The sequence below is a fragment of the Methanosarcina soligelidi genome (assembly GCF_000744315.1).
Lineage (GTDB): Archaea > Halobacteriota > Methanosarcinia > Methanosarcinales > Methanosarcinaceae > Methanosarcina > Methanosarcina mazei.
Genome location: NZ_JQLR01000001.1, coordinates 566781 through 585470, shown reverse-complemented (window position 1 = coordinate 585470; position 18690 = coordinate 566781). Strand labels below are relative to the sequence as shown.

Below are 18690 nucleotides of genomic sequence, written 5' to 3'. Positions count from 1 at the left end.
CAACTAATCCTTTCAACAGCTTTTGTTTTCAATAAATTTCGATAAGTTATAATGAATAAGATATTACTGTGAATGTTGCTGGATTATTTCTGCCCGGACCGAGTATCCTGAACTGCCAGCCTTTCAGGGTCCTGGTTCGGATATGCCTCATCCCTGAGGTCCCTTCCCGGCAAGTAAAAAAAATATGAATTGGGCACGATGTCAGAGCTTGAAATCCCTGGCTCAGAATCTGCCCGTAAAAAAAATAAAGGATTTTATGCCTTATCAGGCGTAGAATTCGTCTCTTGCTGCGACCAGAGCTTTAATATTCTCAAGAGGGGTCATGGGTGCAATTCCACAGCCTGGTGCAAGTACATCAATGCCGCCTTCAAGAGCTTCTTTTGCTTCAGCCTTTATCTTGTCAACAGGTCCGGGCAGAAGAGTGAACGGACTGGAGACATTTCCTACTAACCTTGCTCTGGTTCCGATTGCTTCCTTGCCCTTCTTTGCGCTTCCGATCTTTTCTTCTACGCTGAGGCCTTCAAAACCGCAGTCTGCCATGTCGCTGAGGATCGGGTTCACGTTTCCGCAGATGTGGAGGACAGTTACGGAGTTTACGCTGGAGGAGAACTTCTGCAGCCTTGACTGGAGGAACTGCCTGAAGGAGTCAGGGCTCATAAGGTCAGGAGAGGCGACCGGGTCTGCGATGGCAATTACGTCTGCACCGGCTTCTACCATTGCATTTGCATATATAATTGAAGCTTCGGTTGCGATGTCCAGAGCCTGTTCAAAAAGGTCTGTTTTCTTGATGGACCATTTCATGAAGGATTTAACACTTACAAGGTCGGATGCGACTGTAACAGGGCCTTCCATACCGCCAACGATTGGCACGTCAGGTCCAACTTTTTCCCTTATGATCTTGATTGCTTCAAGCACTGCTGGAATTCTGCCCTTCTGCAGGAGGTCTGCAGGGACTACTGCGCCTTCAAGGTCCTTGGGATAGGGGTGACCGGTAACGGAAGGCTGTCTGTTCTTGGTACCCATGTTGATTTCACAGCCCATGGCTTCGACCAGAACGGTAAGGCAGTAGGGAAGTCTTACAGCTTCAAGTCCGCTGAGCTCGTAGTTGGCGATTGCCAGCTTTGCCATGAGTTCAGGGTTGGTGTGAGCTTCAGGCCAGGGGGCACCGACTACGTCCATGAGTTCTACAATTCCGGTCTGGGTTACGGAACAAACAGGTACTTTGTCAACAGGTTCGCCTTTCAGGGCGGCTAAAAGTCTTGTTTTAAGTGTGAATTCGCTCATATCGGTCATACCTTTTTTTACTTTTATCCTTGTACATTTATTTTTATTACAATTTTATTGTCTACTTGACAATATTATATAGACCTTTTCAATCCAAAATGTTTCACACTCCAGACTAGAGTATCCAGAGTTTAAAGCATATTAAAAAATTAAGGTCTCTTTTGATAAACGCGAATAGATAGCTCTGAATCATCTTTTTTCTCGCCTGAGCGGGAATGAGAATAATCAAAGTAAAAACAATTCTCGAACCCCTCTGTTGAGTCAGAATGCGGACATTTTTTTAGTTAGCAAATTATAAAAGCTAATTGCCAGGAATTTTTTTCTACCTCTTTTTTGATAAATCACACAATAAATTTTAACCCTATTATCTCTCTTATTATTTTTCTTATTGGTGCTTCTCGACCCGGTTATTTCTCCCTTAAATGATATGCAATTCCTGTTCATTCTGTCCGGAGTTTTCAGGATTAAGTAAACTCATTAAGTTAAGTTTCTTATTCTTGCGTTACATTGAATTACAGGGGGTTCGATGGAAAAAGGATCGGCTGGGGTCAAACATGGTTCATGCTCTCCATGGGGTGAAGAACATCTTATTCCTCTTGCTGAGTTCCTGCAGAAGCTGGAAGTAAATGAAAACGGACTGAGCGAAGAGGAAGCCGCCCGCAGACTCCTGAAATGCGGCCCAAATATCCTTGAGGGCGCCGGAAAAGAGAATATACTTAAGAGATACTTTCGACAGTTTCGTAACTTCTTCTCCATACTGCTGATTGTTGGAGCTGCTCTTTCTTTTCTTGGTGAATACCTTGATCCTGGGCAGGGGAATATTTATATAGGAATTGCCCTTGTAGGCGTCGTTTTTCTGAATGGGACTTTCACATTTATTCAGGAATACCAGGCTGTAAAGACAATGGAAAGCTTCCGGCAGCTTCTTCCTCCACATGCAAAAGTCCTGAGGGATGGAAACTTAAGGTACGTCCTCGCTTCCGAGCTTGTGCCAGGGGACGTTATACTCCTTGAAGAGGGAGATAAGGTTCCCGCAGACGGGCGCCTGATTGAAATTAATTCCCTTAAAGTGGATAATTCAGCCCTTACCGGAGAGTCAGAGCCGCAGCTGCGCTCTCTTGAATGTACTCATTCAAACCTGCTGGAGTGCCGGAACATGGTTTTTTCCGGGACTCTTGTGCAGAGCGGAAACGGTAAAGCTGTCATCTTTGCAACCGGGCATGATACCCAGATAGGAAGCCTGGCAACCCTTACAGAGCAGACATCCTCCGTAGACACCCCTATCAGAAAAGAGCTCAACCATTTCATAAAGATCATTTCAGCAATTGCTATTTCCCTTGGCGTTACTTTTTTCCTGCTCGCTTTTTTTCTTCAGGATATTTTTCTTGCAAGTCTTATTTTTGCCATAGGGATCATTGTTGCCAACGTTCCTGAAGGGCTTTTGCCCACAGTTACTCTTGCTCTGAGCCTTGCATCCAGAAGAATGGCTTCCAGAGATGCCCTTATAAAGCAGCTTGAATCTGTGGAAACCCTCGGGTCTACCACTGTAATATGTACGGACAAGACCGGGACCCTGACCCAGAACAGGATGGCAGTGAATTCTCTCATTATAGGGTTTGAAATTCTGGAGCCGGATAAGTCTTCCATTTATCAAGACGGAATTAAGGCGCAGGACATAAATAAAAATGCAAAAAAGGGCCCTGCTGAGAAGGTTGCGGACTCCACAAATATTGCCGGCTCAGGCGAAACAGAAATTTCTGCTGCTTCAAGTCCCGTGATATTTATGGAAAAAATCCCCCCGGCTTTTATAAGGGTTGCAGGTCTCTGCAACAACGCCAAGCTTTATGAGGCGCCTCCGGGCTATACCGGTGACCCGACAGAGGGAGCCCTTCTTGTTTTTGCGAACAGTTTCATGGATATAAGAGGTCTCCAGAGTAAGTATCCGAGGCTTGAGGAGTTTCCTTTTGATTCCCTTACCCGGCGCATGGAAGTTATCTGCCGTACTCCCGAAGGAGAGCTTGAAGCGTACCTTAAAGGCGCTCCTGAGGTGGTTGTGCAGATGTGCACGTCGGTTATGGAGACCGGAACAGTCAGAGAACTGGATGAATCCGGGAAAAAAGAGCTTCTGGAGAAAGACCTCAGGCTTGCAGAAAAAGGAGAACGTGTAATTGCCCTTGCCTTCAGGAAAGCAGAAGATCTGAAAGAATACACCGGGGGCTTCGTTTTCCTGGGTTTCATAGGGATTGTAGATCCTCCGCGCCCCGAAGCAAGAGAAGCTATTGCAAGGTGCCATGCAGCAGGAATTAAGGTTGTTATGATTACAGGAGATCATCCTGTCACCGCAGAGTCGATTGCAAGGAACGTAGGGCTTGCGGGTTCGGAAAAGCCTGAAATTATCACCGGGGACGAGTTAAAATCTTTATCCCGCAAGGAACTTGCCTCAAGGCTCAAAAACCCGAGTATTGTTTTTGCCCGGACTTCTCCAGTCCAGAAGTTAAAAATAGTACAGCTTTTCCAGGCAGAAGGGGAAATAGTTACCATGACAGGAGACGGGGTAAACGATGCTCCTGCTATCAAGAATGCCGATATGGGAGTTGCTATGGGCAGCGGTACGGATGTGGCACGCGAAGCCGCAGACATGGTGCTTCTGGACGACAATTTTGCCACTATAGTAAATGCCGTGGAAGAAGGCAGGACTGTCTTTGATAATATTAAAAAATTTATTGTTTATATCCTTGCAAGCAATATTCCCGAAATTCTGCCTTTCATAGCTTTTGTGCTCCTTTCCATCCCCCTTCCCATGCCCGTCCAGCTTATCCTGGCAATCGATCTTGGAACTGATATACTCCCGGCAATAGCCCTGGGGGTGGAAAAGGGGGAAGGAGACATTATGGAAAGGCCTCCCAGGAAAAAGGATGAAAAATTACTGACTCCTCAGGTTCTTTTGACAGCCTACGGGGTAAAAGGGCCCATAGAGGCTGCTGCAGGCTTCTTCTGTTATTTTGCCGTACTGTTTGAAGGGGGCTGGACTTTCGGAGAAAGGCTTGCAAACACGAATCCCCTTTATATGCAGGCGATAACAGCTTTCTTTTCAGCCGTGGTTATCTGTCAGATCGCCAATGTATTTGCTTCAAGAACAGGGACCCAGTCAGTTTTCTCAGTGGGATTGCTCAAAAACCGGCTGGTTCTCCTGGGAATTGCAAGCGAACTTTTTATTCTTGCCCTCATAATATGGAACCCTTTTGCCAACCTGATTTTCAATACAGCGCCCATTGAACTCAGGTATATGCTGCTTTCAGTTCCTTTTGCAGTTTTGCTCCTTGGGGTTGACGAACTGAGAAAATACCTCCTGAGAAAAAACATTAAATGGGCAACCAGACTTTTCAAATGGTAAATTTTTATATTATGTCTGTATTGTAAAGAAACTGAAGATGATGTTATTACTCTCAATATTTTTCCTTCCTGATACTATTCCTTTAATTGTATGTGACGTAGCAGAGTTTACCTGGAAAAATATCGAAGAATTGAATGGAGAATTCAAAGGAAGTCTCTTTCTATTATGAAAAAAGAAGCTTTCAAAAGAAAAGAATTAATTAATAAGATAAAACAATTAGCTATGCTGAAGAGGCTTGATGATGAAAGAAATTCTTATTGTAGAAGATAACCCCATGAACATGGAATTGATCCTTGACCTCCTGGAGTTTTACGGGCACCGTGTAACCGAAGCTGAAGACGGGATAAAGGCTCTTGAACGCCTTGCTGAGAAAAAATTCGATCTCATACTCCTTGATATGCAGCTTCCTAAAATGGACGGGCTTGAGGTTCTGGAAAGGATCAAAAAGAACCCTGCGACTTCAGAGATCCCTGTGATAGCTGTTACAGCTCATGCCATGAAAGGAAGTGAAGAACACTTTATCGAAATGGGATGCGTGGATTATATTTCAAAACCCATAGATATTCACAGGTTCAGGTCACTTATCGATAAATACCTTGGAGAATAATGGAAAGAAGAAAGGATTCAGCCTGAATAGTCCGGAGCTATGGACCGGTATCTTCTTAAAAAACTGTTAAGGTTTTGTAAATTTTTATAAACTGTGCATGACCAGAGTCCTGGAGCCTGAAATAGTCTCGAAATCTGAAGAGGTCTAAAATGCAGATCCAGGAGCCACGGGAAAAGTAAATTGAGGTTGACAGGCTATTAAAGCCGGAAAACGTTTTTTTTTCGAGGAGCTATTTTTCAATTCGGTTTTCATTCCATATTTGAATTTTGCAGCTTATTTTCATTCCATATTTGAATTTTGCAGCTTATTTTCAGTCTGTCATCAAGGAGAAATGTTTTTATTTTACGCAATTATCCGTAGGCAGTTATATTTTCTCCAGCTTTCTGGACATGTCTTTATAGTATGAAAAAAGCTCTCCGCACCATTTAAGTGCACTTTCGTCGAAGCTCATCAAGCGCTGATGATCAAACTTCCCTTTTTTATCAAAGAGTACGAGCGAGCAGAAACGTTCTGTTACAACGTCTTTAAGAGTTACGTTTTTGTCACAGATATAAACTTCCGCTCTCTTTGATTCTATAAGCATCTTCAGGTCTTCTCTGTAGTCTTTTTTCATCCTGTCATAAACAGGCTCTGTCAGGATGAGACACATATCTGCTTCTTTTTTTATGAGTTCGGAATATATTTCAATATAAAGGGGATTGAAGTATGAAAGAAATATTTTTATATTTCTGGATTCGAGCAGGTTATTTTTAAAGTCTTCAGGGACTTCAAAAAGCCGGTTAAGGTCGGCTTCAAGCATAAAGTAGTTTCCTAGTTCGTCTATCCTGTTAAGGAGGTGTTCGGGAATTGCGGTAAAATCATGGTTGATCCAGTAATCATAGTTCTCCTCAAAAACCCTGACTGTATCAAGAAGAGGCTCCATCTTCTCGACAACTATTTCCCCCATATCCGAAAGCCTGTATGAATTTTTTTCATCCTGCACTATCAGGCGCCCTTCTTTTAGCTTTTTAATTTGAGGCATAATTGACGTAGAATTCACGTTGAGGGCTGTTTTTATTTCGTCGCCTGTCTTGGGTCCTTCTTCCAGAAGGAGCAGTACGTCTTTCCTTTTTTCGGACAGGAACGCCAGGTCAATCAGTGATATTTTCATTTTATTCCATCTCCCCTAGAAGCTTCTGAGGTATGCCGGAGCATTTCTCCTTCATTCCTTTTCAGGAAGCAACTTTTATTGGCAAAAGTCCTTTCTTTCTCCCAGGAGAAAACCGTAATGGGGACTTAATGCAACACTCATGGGCTACTTTTTAGCTGATTCCTTATATTTTTTTCCAAAAAACACTTACTTTCTTAAAGTTAAGCTACTTTTCCTGCTTTTTACTTTCCTTTTTTCCCATATTTTTAAAGGATCTTTTAGCTTACTTTACTTCTATTTTTATCTTTATTTCTTAAATAATATTTTCTAAAGCTCTGTTTTTTATTAAAAGAATTATTTCTTATTTATTGAATATTTTAAGGTTTTTTCGCATAAAAAATGAATATTTGTGACTTTTTATAGATTTAATATAAATTAAAAACTATTTTGGGCTATCTCGATATATTTAAGCTCCCTATGTCGTTTATTTCTTATTAAGAAATTCTTTTGAGCCTTTAAATACTGTCCTTGATGAATTCCATGATACGCTTGAGATCACATTGTTAATTCCATAGACCATATTGTTATATTGTGGCTTTCTGTTGAAGCTCAGATCCCACAGGTCTTCATGTCCCACCGACAGGAGATTTAGCAAAACTTTAGTCTCCATAAAAATTTCTTCCCCACAATTTCTATGAAAGCTGATTTTTGTATTAATTTATTTGTCTGGATAGCTTCAGGGGTCAAATTATAAAAACATAGAAAGTAAAACACAGTAAATAACTGGTATGATAAATAATCAGAATAGAAAATAATCAGAATAGAAAACAGCTGGAATAGAAAACAATTAGACTAAATCTTTCCGACACCTGATGCCTGAAGACTAAATTTCTTCAGTAAACGGGTATGATGTAAACGGGTTCTGATCAAAGGAATATAGCCAGAAGTAAAAAGAAGTTGACTCCTGCATGAGGCAGGAGAGATCCCCGGATTATTCCCGGGCTTTTTTTACAAGGGCAAAAATTCCCTGAAGAATTTCTTTTGGAGAGGGCGGGTTCCCGGGAATTTTTACATCCACGGGAAGGATTTTGTCAACTCCCCCAAGTACGGCGTAAGAACCCTTGTAGATCCCGCCGTCACAGGCGTCGTCTCCGACTGCTATTACATACTTGGGGTAAGGCATGGCTTCATAGGTCTTTTTTGCGGCTTCAGCCATATTAAGGGTGACTGCCCCTGTAACCAGAAGGACATCAGCATGCCTGGGAGATGCTACAAAAGAAATCCCGAACCTTTCAACATCATAATGCGGGTTTCCAAGGTTTGAAATTTCTATCTCCGTAGAATTGTCGCTTCCCGAGTCTAGCTCACGGATTGCAAGGCTGTGCCCGAAAACTTTAGGAACTTCTTTTTTTATTTGTGCTCCAAGGGCTTCCAGTTCTTCGTCCCTGAACTCAAATGTCTCCGTAACTTTCGGACGAAGGAAAAGGGAAAGAGGGTTTACCATATAAGACCTCACTTTTTCTTTATATTCCTTAATTGAATCTGCTCACTGTTTTTTTGCTCGAACCTTCAACTGCCTTTTTCTCTTTTCAAAGGTCCGTTCCTGCATAGGAGAGGTTAAGGCTCTTATTTATCAGGGGGAAATCAGGAACAATATTTCCAAGAACAGCATGTTCTATAGCCTGCCAGTTGCAGAAAGATGCCGTCCTTACCTTATAACGGTCAACAATCCCGTTTTTAAGATATACCCAGTGAAGGTTCTGTCCCCTTGGGGCTTCTACCAGGGAAAGGGAATATCCTGTAGTTCCGGAAATGTTTATCTCTCCGGCACTTTCTCCTCTTCCGCCGTTCTCAGCAAGTACGGGATCCTGCGGGAGTTTTTCCGTGAGACGGAGGATCAGGCCCACAGCTGCACGGATTTCACTGGCTTTTATCTCAAAACGGGAAAAAACATCTCCTTTTTTCCTCAGGCAGTGCTCTGGAGTAAAGTTCCTGTAGGCTCCGTAAGGCCTGTCAAGCCTGGTATCCGAAGAGGACCCAGAAGCTCTGGCAATAGGGCCCGTAAGGTTAAGCGGAGAAATAAGTTCTTTCTTTATCACTCCGGTCGTTACAAACCTGTCAATCAGGGAAGACGAAGATGTTGCCCTGTTATAAGCGGATTCAAAAGACCTGGAAAACTTCCCAAGAAATTCAGGAATTTCTTTCAGAGCCGGGTCTGGAATGTCTTTTTTCAACCCTCCGGGAACGGTGATCCCGCGAAGGAACCTTGAACCCGTTAGCTTCTCGTTCAGCCTGAAAACTTCTTCTCTTAATATGAAGAACGGACTTGCTACAAGCGCGAAACCCACATCTACAGCCATTCCTGCGAGGTCTCCGAGCAGGGAGTAAATGCGCTCCAGTTCGAGCATTACCGCCCTCAGGCGTTCCGCCCTTTCAGGCACCTTTATCCCGCAGACCTGTTCCACTGCCATACAGAATCCTGCTGCGTTTGCCATGCTCTCATCCCCACTTACGGCTTCTGCGAGAGCAACACATTCTGAAGGGTTTTTTCCTTCAGCCAGCTTTTCTATTCCCCTGTGCTTGTAAAAAAGACGGATCTCCAGGCTGAATATAGGCTCTCCTATCACACTGAACCTGAAATGTCCCGGCTCAATTATCCCGGCATGCACCGGCCCGACGGGGATCTGATATACACCCTCCCCTTTGTGCTGCCTGAATTTGTACTCCTTACGCGGAGCCTCAACCGGGCTGATTGGTCCGTTTTTGAAGGATTTCAGGAGGGGGTGGAAACCTTCAGGATAACACTCGTGCAGGAAAAGCCTTCGTGTATCAAAAGCTCCGTCAAATTCAATGCCGAAACCGTCCCTGACCTCCCTTTCAAACCAGGATGCTGAGGGAAAAGTTTCTGCAATCGAAGTAATCCTTTTTTCATTTCCTGTTTCCCTGACGAGAATAAGGACCGGTGACATTCCTTCTTTCTTGAAGGCATAAAATAGGGTAAAGCCGTCCTTTCCCTCAAAGGCTTCCGCACAGAAAAGCCCTATCAGGCTAAACTTCCTTTCCGCAAGTGCAGGGCAGGCCTCTTTAAACCCGGTTTCCGAAATTCTCAGGTATATCTCGTTTTCACGGGCGCTGAGAATTTCAAGCTTCTCCTGTGCGATGCTGGAGACTGTAGAAAGCAGTTCTGTTATATCTTCGTTCATTTTGATGTCCATACATACGCCCCTTAAACATATCCCAGTTCGAGAATTATCGCATCCAGCAGATCCGTCAGCGAGTCCGGAAAATAAAATCCCAGGGCAAGGGCAAGAGCCAGCATAAAAACTGCCGGAATCCTCATCCCGCTCTTAACAGCATACTTACGTGGAAGCCTTATTTCATCATGATCTGCTTCTCCGGCTGCGATTTTCAGTTCAGCCTCTCCTGTTAAGGAATGGGGCCTGGTAATCTGCCCTTCTATTTCTTCCTCCAGGGTTACTTTTGAGAAAGCTTTTAACAGGAAGTTTGCAAAGGAGGCAGCTGCAAGGATGAGCATAAGCAGTATTGCAAGGGTCAGGTAAGGGGAAATTGCCGCACTTTCCAGCAGGATGAAAAACTTTGCCGGGAAAAGGGGAAAAGGCGGCATTCCCACGATCGCAATGCTTCCAAGTATCAGGCTCCAGGCTGCCCTGGGCTGGAGTTTAAAAACATCCCACATGTTTTCACGCATATTGCTTCTGTACTGCCTGTGCAGGATGCCTGCGGAAAACAGCAGGGTTTCCTTTACAAGGACATGGACGAGCATGTAGAAAAGGGCCCAGAAAAGAGCCAGAGGCGTCCCTATTCCTATCCCTATAAGGAGAAGGCCCATATGCTCGACACTCGAGAAAGCTATCAGCCTTTTAAGGTTTCTCTGCTGGAACATGCTGAATGAAGCAAGTGCAATTGAGAAAACCCCTGCTGCAAGAAGGATAGAGGAAGCCTGCGGGGCTGCGCCGCTTTCCCTGAGCAGGGCATACATCCTTATTATGCCGTAGATCCCCAGGTTCTGCATCAGCCCTGAGAGGATTGCGCTCACCGAAGGTGCTCTTGCATAGGCATCCGGGAGCCAGGTGTGAAAAGGAGCTACCCCTGCTTTTGCCCCGAAACCTATGAACATGAATGTGAAGCTCGCGAGGAGCAGGGCAGGTGAAAATTCTGAAACATGAGCTGCCAGTTCTGTCCAGTTGAGAGTGCCTTCCCCAAGTGCCTGTTCCGAGAGTGTGAACAGGAAAATTAATCCCAGGAAAGCAAAGAGCATGGCTCCGGAAACTATAAAGACGTACTTTAAGGCTGCATCGATATTTTCCCTTGCAGAAAGTATCGCAACTAGCATGGCGGCACAGACCGTAGTGAGTTCTGCGAAGATCCAGAAGAGTGCCAGGTTGTCTGAGAAGAGCGCAACTGTGGCTGTAATAAGAAGCAGGTTGAAGGCAAGGTAGAAGGTCTTCAGGTTCTTGGGGTCAAGTTCTCCTGCTTCCATAAGGCTGTCAGTGTACCCTCTGGCATAGAAGGCTGCAGCAGTGAATCCAAGTGCGGTTATCAGTTCTACATAAAGGTTGAGGTGGTCAAGATACAGCGACTCTCCCAGCCTTCCCGGCAGGTCGAGAACGGAAAGGGCCACGCAGCTCACAACAAGGTGCAGCATTCCGTTTCCTGCGGCAAGTGCATTCATAAGCCTGTGAGATTTCGGAATAAGGCCGAATGCCAGGAATATTCCCATTATTAGAAGGTAGTACCGGATCACTGGGATTCACCTCCTGCCCATACCTGCAGTTTCCGGAACTTTTGCCTGTATTCTTCAATGCTGGAGTCCATTCCCACAGCCAGGATTGTGGTCAGTATGACCAGGATAATAAGGTCAATTATAATCAGGACTTCTATAATGAAGGGGAGCTCGGTCACAAACAGGCCAAACATCAGCACCCCGTTTTCCATGCTGAGGTAACCGAGGGCTTTTGTGATGACTCTTTTTCTGCTGAATATTACAAGCATACCCATCAGGGTCAGGGAAAGCCCTATTACCGCCCCGAAAAAGAAAAGCTTAGAGAGGGGCAGACCTTCGAAAACCCTTGAAAGGAAGGTGTAGGAGAGGATGATAAGACCTATACTCAGCAGAAGAGAGGGCGTTGGCTCCAGATATGTAAAATGGAGGTCTCTCCCTATCTTTATTTTCTCTTCTATCCTGGAAATAAAGTAAGGAATCAGGATTACCTTGCTTGCCAGGGTCAGGACCGCCAGTAGCAGGAGCTGGTCTTTCCCGTCCATCAGGTAAAGGAGAGATGAGACTGAAGCCAGCAGGAAAGACTGGATTGTGTATGCGGTCAATACCGAACTCAGGTTTCGGGTTGAAATGATCAACCCTGCACTGATGAGGACAAAGACGAAAAGGATCTTAATTATGCCTTCAAGGAAGGTCGGGTCAATCATGCAAACACCTCGATAAGGATTGTAATGGCTGAAAAGAAAAACGCCATGACGTAAAATGCGGGAAGCCTGAATAGCCTCATCTTTGCAAGGGATGATTCAAAGAGCCCTATTATTATTGCAAGCAGCCCTGCCTTTACAAGGAAGAGAAGGGCTGAAACTGCAATTTTTCCTGCTTCTATCTCAGTACTGAGCCCTACCGGAAGGATTGTGTTGATCAAAATTCCCATCAGCAGGAGCTGTTTAAGGGCATGTGCAAGCTCGAGCAGAGCAAGGTTCTTTCCTGCCTGCTCAAGGATCATTGCCTCGTTAATCATAGTAAGTTCAAGGTGAGTTGCAGGGTTGTCCACTGGGATTCTGCCGGTCTCCACAATCAGGATAATGAAGAGGGAGATTGCGACAAGGACAAGGGTCGGGCTGATTGGAAGAACCTTGCCTGCGGTAAGTGTAAACATCTGGTGCAGGTTAAGGCTTTTCAGGACAAATGCCAGAGCTGCAAAGGAAATTACCATGGTAGGTTCGATTACAGCAGCAAGGCTCATGGACCTTGAACTGCCCATGCCTCCGAAAGCACTCCCCGAGTCAATCCCTCCAAGGGCGGTAAAGAACCTTTCAAGCGCCAGAAGGTACAGGAAAACAATTATGTTCCCCAACCCTCCTGCAGGTTCGGGGACAAATACCAGAGGTACGAAAAGTGAGCAGACAAGAAGGGTTGAAAGGTTAAGGTACGGAGTAAACCGCATGACCCATGAAGAAACAGGGGAATACACCGTTTCTTTTTTCATGAGCTTTTTTAAGTCGTAATAGGCCTGAAAGAGCCCCGGACCCTTTCTTCCCTGGGCATATGCCTTAACTTTCCGAATCAGAGCCATGTATAGAGGGGCTGCCAGCAGGGCAAACAGGGGATTCAGGAGGGCGAAGAGCAGAAACGAGCTGTTCATACAAAGCCTCCGGTTGCTATAATTAATACAATCACTGCAAGAAAGGCGTAAAGGACATAACTGTCAAGTTTTCCATTCTGCAGTTTTGAAACATGTTTTGAAAAAATATCAATTGCCCGCGCAGGTGGGATGTAAAGGTATTCTTCAAAGAAGCGGAGCAGGCGTATTTCCACCTTTCCGTTCTTAAAGAGGCTTTCCTTTTCGTCGAAGTACTCGGGCCTGTTCACAATCTTTGTCCTGTAAATACTTTTGAAGATCATTACAAGAGGCTCGGAAAAGCCTGCAGAACTGTATTCCATATAAGGTGCAAGGGCCGGGATCCCGCATCCCCATGTCTCGCTAATCCTTGCAGGGCCCGTTTCTTTTGAGCGGATTATTACGAAAAGGGCTGTGTATATCAAGCCGAGAAGAATCCCCAGCAAGAGAAGGTCCGGAAAATCGATTTCCCAGCCTGCGAGAGATAGAAGCTGCTTTGAAAACAACCCGCCCAGTATACAGAAAGCTGCCGGCACTGCAGGCCCTAACAGCATGGGTTTCTGGACTTCTTCTGCAAGCCTGCTCTTCTCAGAGCGCGGGATTGCAAGGCAGGTGATCCCGAAAAGTTTTACGAAAAGGGCAGCTGCAAGGGCTCCGGTAAGGGCAAAGCTTGAGAGGGCAATTATCAGAAATATGTTCAGTAGAGGGTCTGTTACGGCAAAAGACTGGAAGAAAGCCTGGTAAAGCAGGAGCTCGCCGGCAAAACCATTTGTTGGCGGCATGGCTGCAATGGATACCGAACCTATCAGGAAAAGGGCAGAGGTTACAGGCATGCTTTTTACAAGCCCTCCAAAGGCTTCGATTTTCCTCGTGCCTGTAGCATGGACCACCGAGCCTGCACAGAGGAAGAGCAGGCTTTTGAATACAGCATGGTTAAAGGCATGAAAACAGGCCCCAGCAAGGCTTAAGAGGGCAAGGGATTCAAGCCCCTCAACTTTGAATACTGCATACAGCCCAATTCCTGTGAAAATAATTCCTATGTTTTCAATGCTGCTGTAGGCGAGCATCCTTTTTATGTCATTTTCTTTAAGGGCATAGATTACCCCGAAAAGGGCTGAAATGCTGCCTGCTGTAAGGATAAGCACTCCCCACCAGAGTTCGGGAGCAGATACCGAGAGCAGAAAACGCAGGAAGCCGTAAACTGCAACTTTCAGCATGACTCCTGACATCAGGGCTGAAACACTTGAAGGGGCTGCAGGGTGAGCATAGGGAAGCCATTTATGGAAAGGGACAAGCCCTGCCTTGACTCCAAATCCGATGAACAGAAAGATGAAAGGTAAAGCCAGATCTGCTGCAGGGTATTCCAGAGGCCCGAAATCGGCAGAACCCGTCAGCCTGAAGAGGCTTATGAAGCCCACGAAAAGAAAAGCCGTACTTATATTGGTCATTACAAAGTAGAAAAAGCCGGCTTTTTTATTCTCCTCGGAAGAGTAGTCATGCAGAACCAGGAGGAGAGAGGAAAGGGACATTATTTCCCAGAAAACCAGGAAACTTACCATATTGCCTGCAAGAACGACCATAAGCATGGCAAGGATGAAAAGATTTGTAAGGGATGCCTGAAGGCTTTTTCTGGCTTCGCTTTTAGCGTGTTCAACGTATTCTACCGAATATATTGAAACTCCGGGCACTACTGCTGCGATTAGCAGGATAAACCCGGCTGCAAGCCTGTCTGCGCTCAGGGTAAAACCAGCGCCCGGAAGAAATCCGGTAACTGGAAAAACAGGCTCTGTTCTGGTGTAAAGAATTATGCCCGCAAAGCCCAGAAGCAGGATTGATGAGAGAAGAGAAAGACCAGAAGAAGCCTTTCTTATGTTTTTACTGCGATACAGGAGAGGGAGGACTGTTCCGGATATAAGGGCAGAGATTGCACCATACATTAAGGCTTCGAGCAATATATTCACTCCTCAAACCCAGGTCTGGCAGCTGAAAGAAAAGCTGAAAACAGTTTTCCAGTTCGGGAAAAGAGTCCTGTTTTTTCAGTTCCTGTCCTGCCTAAAGCGGGACTTTTGAAACTGTCCTCTGCACATGAGATATCAGGGTTAGTTATGTAATTCGTATTGACATTCCACCGTAAATTTCATCCGGGAGGCTGCTTTTCCCGGGGACGTTTTTTGCCTAATACTCTCTCATATTATATAGGTTTACATTATAAAGTTTATTGCACCGATTACTAATTATTATTCATGATATATATTTTTCTGGAAAAAAATCAATAAAGCTTTGAAAAAAGAATAAAAAATTCCCTGAAAGTAATAATCCGGCTTTTCTTTCCGTTTACGAGAAGAAAATTTTCTGTCCCGATATTTTTAACCGGATTAATAAAATTTTGTTAATTAGAATGGTCTAACATTAATATTATGGTTTACTTCCAATATAGCTACTTCAAAACCTTTACATTTTGAAAATATTAATCTCAACTCAAAAAATTTCCGATCTAAATAATGTTTCCGGTATATTATCAGGAAATGATTTTTCCATTTACTCTTTCTTACGGGTCAAGCATTTGAGTCAGGAATGTATAACATTTAAGTCAGAAATGTATAGCGTCAGGAATGCATATACTCCAGAATAATTGAAGCATAGTCCGGCATGTTCTGATGCCCGGGTTCTCATACCTGCCGGTATGGGCTCTTTTTAAGTCCCCCTGGCGAACTCGCAACTATATCTACAGGTTTTTTCGTACCTGAGATAATTTTCTGCCTTATCTTTGCTCTTATCCTTATTCTTTCAAAACCCTGTAAACAAGGTGCACATATTTCTTTTCCACAATCTCGTTTCTTGAAAGCTCCAGTTGAATCCCGCTTTTCTCAATGCCCCTGAAAAGGTTCGTCCCGCTTTTCCCAACAATTTCCGGAGTCAGGACCAAACTTATTTCATCAACAAGTCCCTGTTCAAGTAAAATACTGTTTAATATCCCTCCGCTGTCTGAAACCACAAGTTTAAATCCGTATCTTTCACCTGCAATTTCAAGAGCCTGCCTGACATCCACACGTTCCGCCCCTGCCCGGATAAAATCATAATCTCTTTCCTTGAGGTAATTTATGTAAGATTCAGGGGTTTTCTCCGAGACGAGTACGATTATGTCTTTACTATATTCTGAACGCCTGAATACGTGCATAAGCCCTTCGAGAGTCCCTCTTGAGTCTGCGATCATCCAGTAAGCCCTTGTATCATCCGGATGGATATCAGGCTTTTTGAAGTCCTCTTTATCTTCAGGAGGTATCTTTTCGCAAAAAAATTGTGTCCCCACCTTTGCGGTATTTGACCCTACTATCATGGCATCGGGTTCGTAACTGCCCAGGATCCCATAGTGAACATCAAGGTTTGCATCAAAACCAGTGGTTGAGCCGTCAAGGCTTATGCTGTTGTGTATAACCAGTCTGGGTAGCATGTTTTCACCTCTTCCCCCAAATTAAAAGCATATATAGTTTAATTAAAGTTGTATTAACTTAAATCAAACATTCAATAAACTTATTCTATCTTGGAATATATTTAATCTGGATGCATGCTCTGGAATTTAAAGGCGTATCAAAGTCTTTTGCAGAAAAAAATGTCATCAGAGATATCTCCTTTTCAGTCGAGAAGGGCGAAATCTTCGGGCTGCTGGGCCCTAACGGGGCTGGAAAAACAACCCTTATAAGACTGCTTCTTGACATTATAAAGCCGGATTCAGGCGAAATCCATGTTTTTGGGAGCTCTCTTACTGCTGCCGGAAAGGACAGGATAGGATACCTGCCAGAAGAACGGGGGCTTTACAAAAAAACAAAAATTCTGGATATGCTTGTTTACCTTGCCCGGCTTAAAAATGTCCCTAAAAAAGAAGCTCAGGCAAATGCTGAAAAGCTTCTGAAATCCCTGGAGCTTTATGAGCACAGGGAAAAGAGAATAGAAGAGCTTTCAAAAGGGATGCAGCAAAAAATTCAGTTCCTTTCTTCAATAATCCATGACCCTGAACTTATCATTCTTGATGAGCCTTTTTCAGGGCTTGATCCTGTGAGCACAAAAACCATTAAATCCAAAATTACCGAGTACAGAGACGCGGGCAGAACCGTCATACTCTCCACACATATGATGGAGCAGGCGCAAAAACTATGCGACAGAATTCTTATGCTCAATAAAGGCCAGCAGGTTCTTTACGGTACTGTTGAAGTAATACGGAAAGAACATGGAAAAAACTCTTTGTTTGTTGAGTTTGCGGATAAAAGGAATTTAAGCGTTATTCGAGAAATTCCAGGCATCAAAAAAATTGCATGGCATGAGGGGCTGTTAGAGATTTTTCCTGAGGAAGGGATAAGCGCACAGGCGGTTCTTCAGGAGCTTGTTAAAAGGGCTGAGATACTTCGCTTTGAGCAGGCATTTCCTTCCCTGAACGATATTTTTATTGAAACTGTGGAGAGTGCTTCCGGTGAGTAAGTTTTCCGGAAAAACCTTTATTGTTGCCAGGCACGAGTTTCTAAAAACTGTCAGGCGCAAAGAGTTTCTCTTCATGACCTTTGTTTTTCCTCTCCTCCTTGCCGGAATAGCAATCATTCCCTCCCTGCTTGTCAGTACAGCCACTGTCGAAGACCAGAGAGTAGGCTACATTGACATGACAGGTTCCTTCGAATTCCCGGAATCTTTTATCAGCGAAGGTTTCTCTGCAGGTCCCCTGGAAGCAAAACCCTTAACAATAGAGTTAGTAAGGTATGAAGAGAACTCCGAAGCAAGGGAAGCCCTGCGGTCAGGCCGAATTTCTTCCTATATTATAGTCCCTGAAAATTTCCTTGAGACCGGTGTGATTGAACTTTATTCCTCCAAAAAAGAAATGTCAGTTCCGGGGGCTGAACTCTCGGCTGAGCTTTCGGATATAGCTATTGACTCTCTCCTGAAAGACAGAGTGAATGAGTCTGTGCTCCAGAGGATCAAGGACCCCATCAACCTGAGGCTTTATAATATCGGGGACAACGGGGAGTCGTCAGAGCAGGGAATAGCTGAGATCCTGGCCAGCTTTGGTCTTCCTTTCCTTACCGGTTTTCTCCTTTTTTTCAGCATATTTACCGCGTCAGGCTATCTACTTCGTGGAGTTGCCGAAGAGAAGGAAAACAGGATTATGGAAGTTCTACTTTCTTCTGCTACCCCCACAGAACTTCTTACAGGAAAAATAATAGGGCTTGGCGCAGTCGGCCTTCTACAGATTATTGTGTGGCTCTCTGTCATTGTTATCGGAGGTGGATATGCCCTCCCTGTAAGAGTGGATCCCATGATTCTTTTCCTTGCCCTTATCTATTTCCTGCTGGGCTTTCTCTTCTTTGCCAGCATGATGGCAGGAATCGGGGCAATAACAGGCTCCCTTCAGGAGAGCCAGCAGGTTGCAGGCATCTTCACATTTGCTGCTGCTTTCCCTCTAGTTTTCATGCAGCTCATACTTACAAATCCTGACAGCCCTGCTGCAGTTTTTCTCTCCCTTTTTCCATTTACATCTCCCGTAACTATGCTTTCCAGAATCGCGGCTTCAGAAGTGCCTTTCTACCAGATCGCAGCCAGCCTTTTCATCCTTTTTGTTTCTATTCACGTGGTAATTATAATTTCGAGCCGTCTATTCAGGATTTATTTACTCATGTACGGAAAAAGACCCGAAGTAAAAGAAATCCTGAAGAGCATCCGGGACGCCGGGAGATGAAGGAGGACTATTGAGGAAAGAAAAAGCTGACTTGAACAGCAGTCAGACTTCCAATTTAAATTAATGGGTCAGGTGCCTGCATCTCCTGTCTTATAACCTGTTTGTTTCCTGTTAGATGACTGGTTAAATATTCAAGATGGATGAAAGGGTTTTTAGGGGCTAATCAGGGCATTCGATAATTATATTTCTTAACTG

General features: G+C 44.4%; 14 protein-coding genes. 4 read left to right on the top strand and 10 right to left on the bottom strand.

Annotation, left to right across the window (positions count from 1 at the left end):
• Positions 1-264 precede the first annotated feature (264 nt).
• Complete coding sequence (gene mtaA / locus M886_RS02695; RefSeq protein ID WP_200880730.1) at positions 265-1284, bottom strand: methylcobamide:CoM methyltransferase MtaA; 1020 nt, start codon at positions 1282-1284, stop codon at positions 265-267.
• Positions 1285-1810: 526 nt separating this feature from the next.
• On the opposite strand from mtaA, the gene M886_RS02690 reads away from it, so the two are divergent.
• Together M886_RS02690 and M886_RS02685 are read left to right on the top strand one after the other, a co-directional pair.
• The gene (locus M886_RS02690) at positions 1811-4678 is read left to right on the top strand and encodes a cation-translocating P-type ATPase (RefSeq protein WP_048039634.1); all 2868 of its coding nucleotides are present in this window, start codon (positions 1811-1813) and stop codon (positions 4676-4678) included.
• 241 nt (positions 4679-4919) lie between these two features.
• Positions 4920-5285: a response regulator gene (locus M886_RS02685; protein WP_048036673.1), complete on the top strand. Its 366-nt coding sequence runs from the start codon at positions 4920-4922 to the stop codon at positions 5283-5285.
• A 364-nt stretch (positions 5286-5649) separates the two neighbouring features.
• On the opposite strand, the gene M886_RS02680 is transcribed toward M886_RS02685, so the two are convergent.
• From M886_RS02680 to M886_RS02640, 9 genes are all read right to left on the bottom strand, one after another.
• The gene (locus M886_RS02680) at positions 5650-6435 is read right to left on the bottom strand and encodes a helix-turn-helix transcriptional regulator (RefSeq protein ID WP_048039635.1); all 786 of its coding nucleotides are present in this window, start codon (positions 6433-6435) and stop codon (positions 5650-5652) included.
• A 463-nt stretch (positions 6436-6898) separates the two neighbouring features.
• A complete protein-coding gene (locus M886_RS02675) occupies positions 6899-7084 on the bottom strand; it encodes a hypothetical protein (protein ID WP_048042152.1) in 186 nt (61 codons plus the stop codon).
• A 321-nt stretch (positions 7085-7405) separates the two neighbouring features.
• Positions 7406-7918 (bottom strand): NADH-quinone oxidoreductase subunit B family protein, encoded by a 513-nt coding sequence (locus M886_RS02670; protein WP_048036648.1) that lies wholly within the window; start codon positions 7916-7918, stop codon positions 7406-7408.
• 85 nt (positions 7919-8003) lie between these two features.
• Entirely contained in the window at positions 8004-9629 is a 1626-nt protein-coding gene (locus M886_RS02665; protein ID WP_048050612.1) for a hydrogenase large subunit, read from the bottom strand.
• 11 nt (positions 9630-9640) lie between these two features.
• Positions 9641-11179: a proton-conducting transporter transmembrane domain-containing protein gene (locus M886_RS02660; RefSeq protein ID WP_048036650.1), complete on the bottom strand. Its 1539-nt coding sequence runs from the start codon at positions 11177-11179 to the stop codon at positions 9641-9643.
• Positions 11176-11862 carry a hydrogenase-4 component E gene (locus tag M886_RS02655; protein WP_011033010.1) on the bottom strand — a complete coding sequence of 229 codons (687 nt, stop codon included), beginning with the start codon at positions 11860-11862 and terminating at the stop codon, positions 11176-11178. The genes M886_RS02660 and M886_RS02655 overlap by 4 nt, the downstream gene beginning before the upstream one ends.
• Positions 11859-12800 carry a respiratory chain complex I subunit 1 family protein gene (locus M886_RS02650; RefSeq protein ID WP_048050611.1) on the bottom strand — a complete coding sequence of 314 codons (942 nt, stop codon included), beginning with the start codon at positions 12798-12800 and terminating at the stop codon, positions 11859-11861. The genes M886_RS02655 and M886_RS02650 overlap by 4 nt, the downstream gene beginning before the upstream one ends.
• A complete protein-coding gene (locus M886_RS02645; protein WP_230670650.1) occupies positions 12797-14737 on the bottom strand; it encodes a proton-conducting transporter transmembrane domain-containing protein in 1941 nt (646 codons plus the stop codon). The genes M886_RS02650 and M886_RS02645 overlap by 4 nt, the downstream gene beginning before the upstream one ends.
• Before the next feature lie 818 nt (positions 14738-15555).
• Entirely contained in the window at positions 15556-16227 is a 672-nt protein-coding gene (locus M886_RS02640) for a dihydrofolate reductase family protein (protein ID WP_048046283.1), read from the bottom strand.
• 110 nt (positions 16228-16337) lie between these two features.
• Here M886_RS02640 and M886_RS02635 point away from each other — a divergent pair, with 110 nt between their 5' ends.
• Complete coding sequence (locus M886_RS02635; protein ID WP_048050610.1) at positions 16338-17249, top strand: ABC transporter ATP-binding protein; 912 nt, start codon at positions 16338-16340, stop codon at positions 17247-17249.
• Entirely contained in the window at positions 17242-18495 is a 1254-nt protein-coding gene (locus M886_RS02630; protein ID WP_235203855.1) for an ABC transporter permease, read from the top strand. Before M886_RS02635 ends, M886_RS02630 begins: the two co-directional genes overlap by 8 nt.
• Positions 18496-18690: the final 195 nt, after the last annotated feature.

Coding starts and splice junctions, on each gene's coding strand:
- mtaA (WP_200880730.1), bottom strand. CDS start 1,284: ATGAGCGAATTCACACTTAAAACAAGACTTTTAGCCGCCCTGAAAGGC.
- M886_RS02690 (WP_048039634.1), top strand. CDS start 1,811: ATGGAAAAAGGATCGGCTGGGGTCAAACATGGTTCATGCTCTCCATGG.
- M886_RS02685 (WP_048036673.1), top strand. CDS start 4,920: ATGAAAGAAATTCTTATTGTAGAAGATAACCCCATGAACATGGAATTG.
- M886_RS02680 (WP_048039635.1), bottom strand. CDS start 6,435: ATGAAAATATCACTGATTGACCTGGCGTTCCTGTCCGAAAAAAGGAAA.
- M886_RS02675 (WP_048042152.1), bottom strand. CDS start 7,084: ATGGAGACTAAAGTTTTGCTAAATCTCCTGTCGGTGGGACATGAAGAC.
- M886_RS02670 (WP_048036648.1), bottom strand. CDS start 7,918: ATGGTAAACCCTCTTTCCCTTTTCCTTCGTCCGAAAGTTACGGAGACA.
- M886_RS02665 (WP_048050612.1), bottom strand. CDS start 9,629: ATGGACATCAAAATGAACGAAGATATAACAGAACTGCTTTCTACAGTC.
- M886_RS02655 (WP_011033010.1), bottom strand. CDS start 11,862: ATGATTGACCCGACCTTCCTTGAAGGCATAATTAAGATCCTTTTCGTC.
- M886_RS02650 (WP_048050611.1), bottom strand. CDS start 12,800: ATGAACAGCTCGTTTCTGCTCTTCGCCCTCCTGAATCCCCTGTTTGCC.
- M886_RS02640 (WP_048046283.1), bottom strand. CDS start 16,227: ATGCTACCCAGACTGGTTATACACAACAGCATAAGCCTTGACGGCTCA.
- M886_RS02635 (WP_048050610.1), top strand. CDS start 16,338: ATGCATGCTCTGGAATTTAAAGGCGTATCAAAGTCTTTTGCAGAAAAA.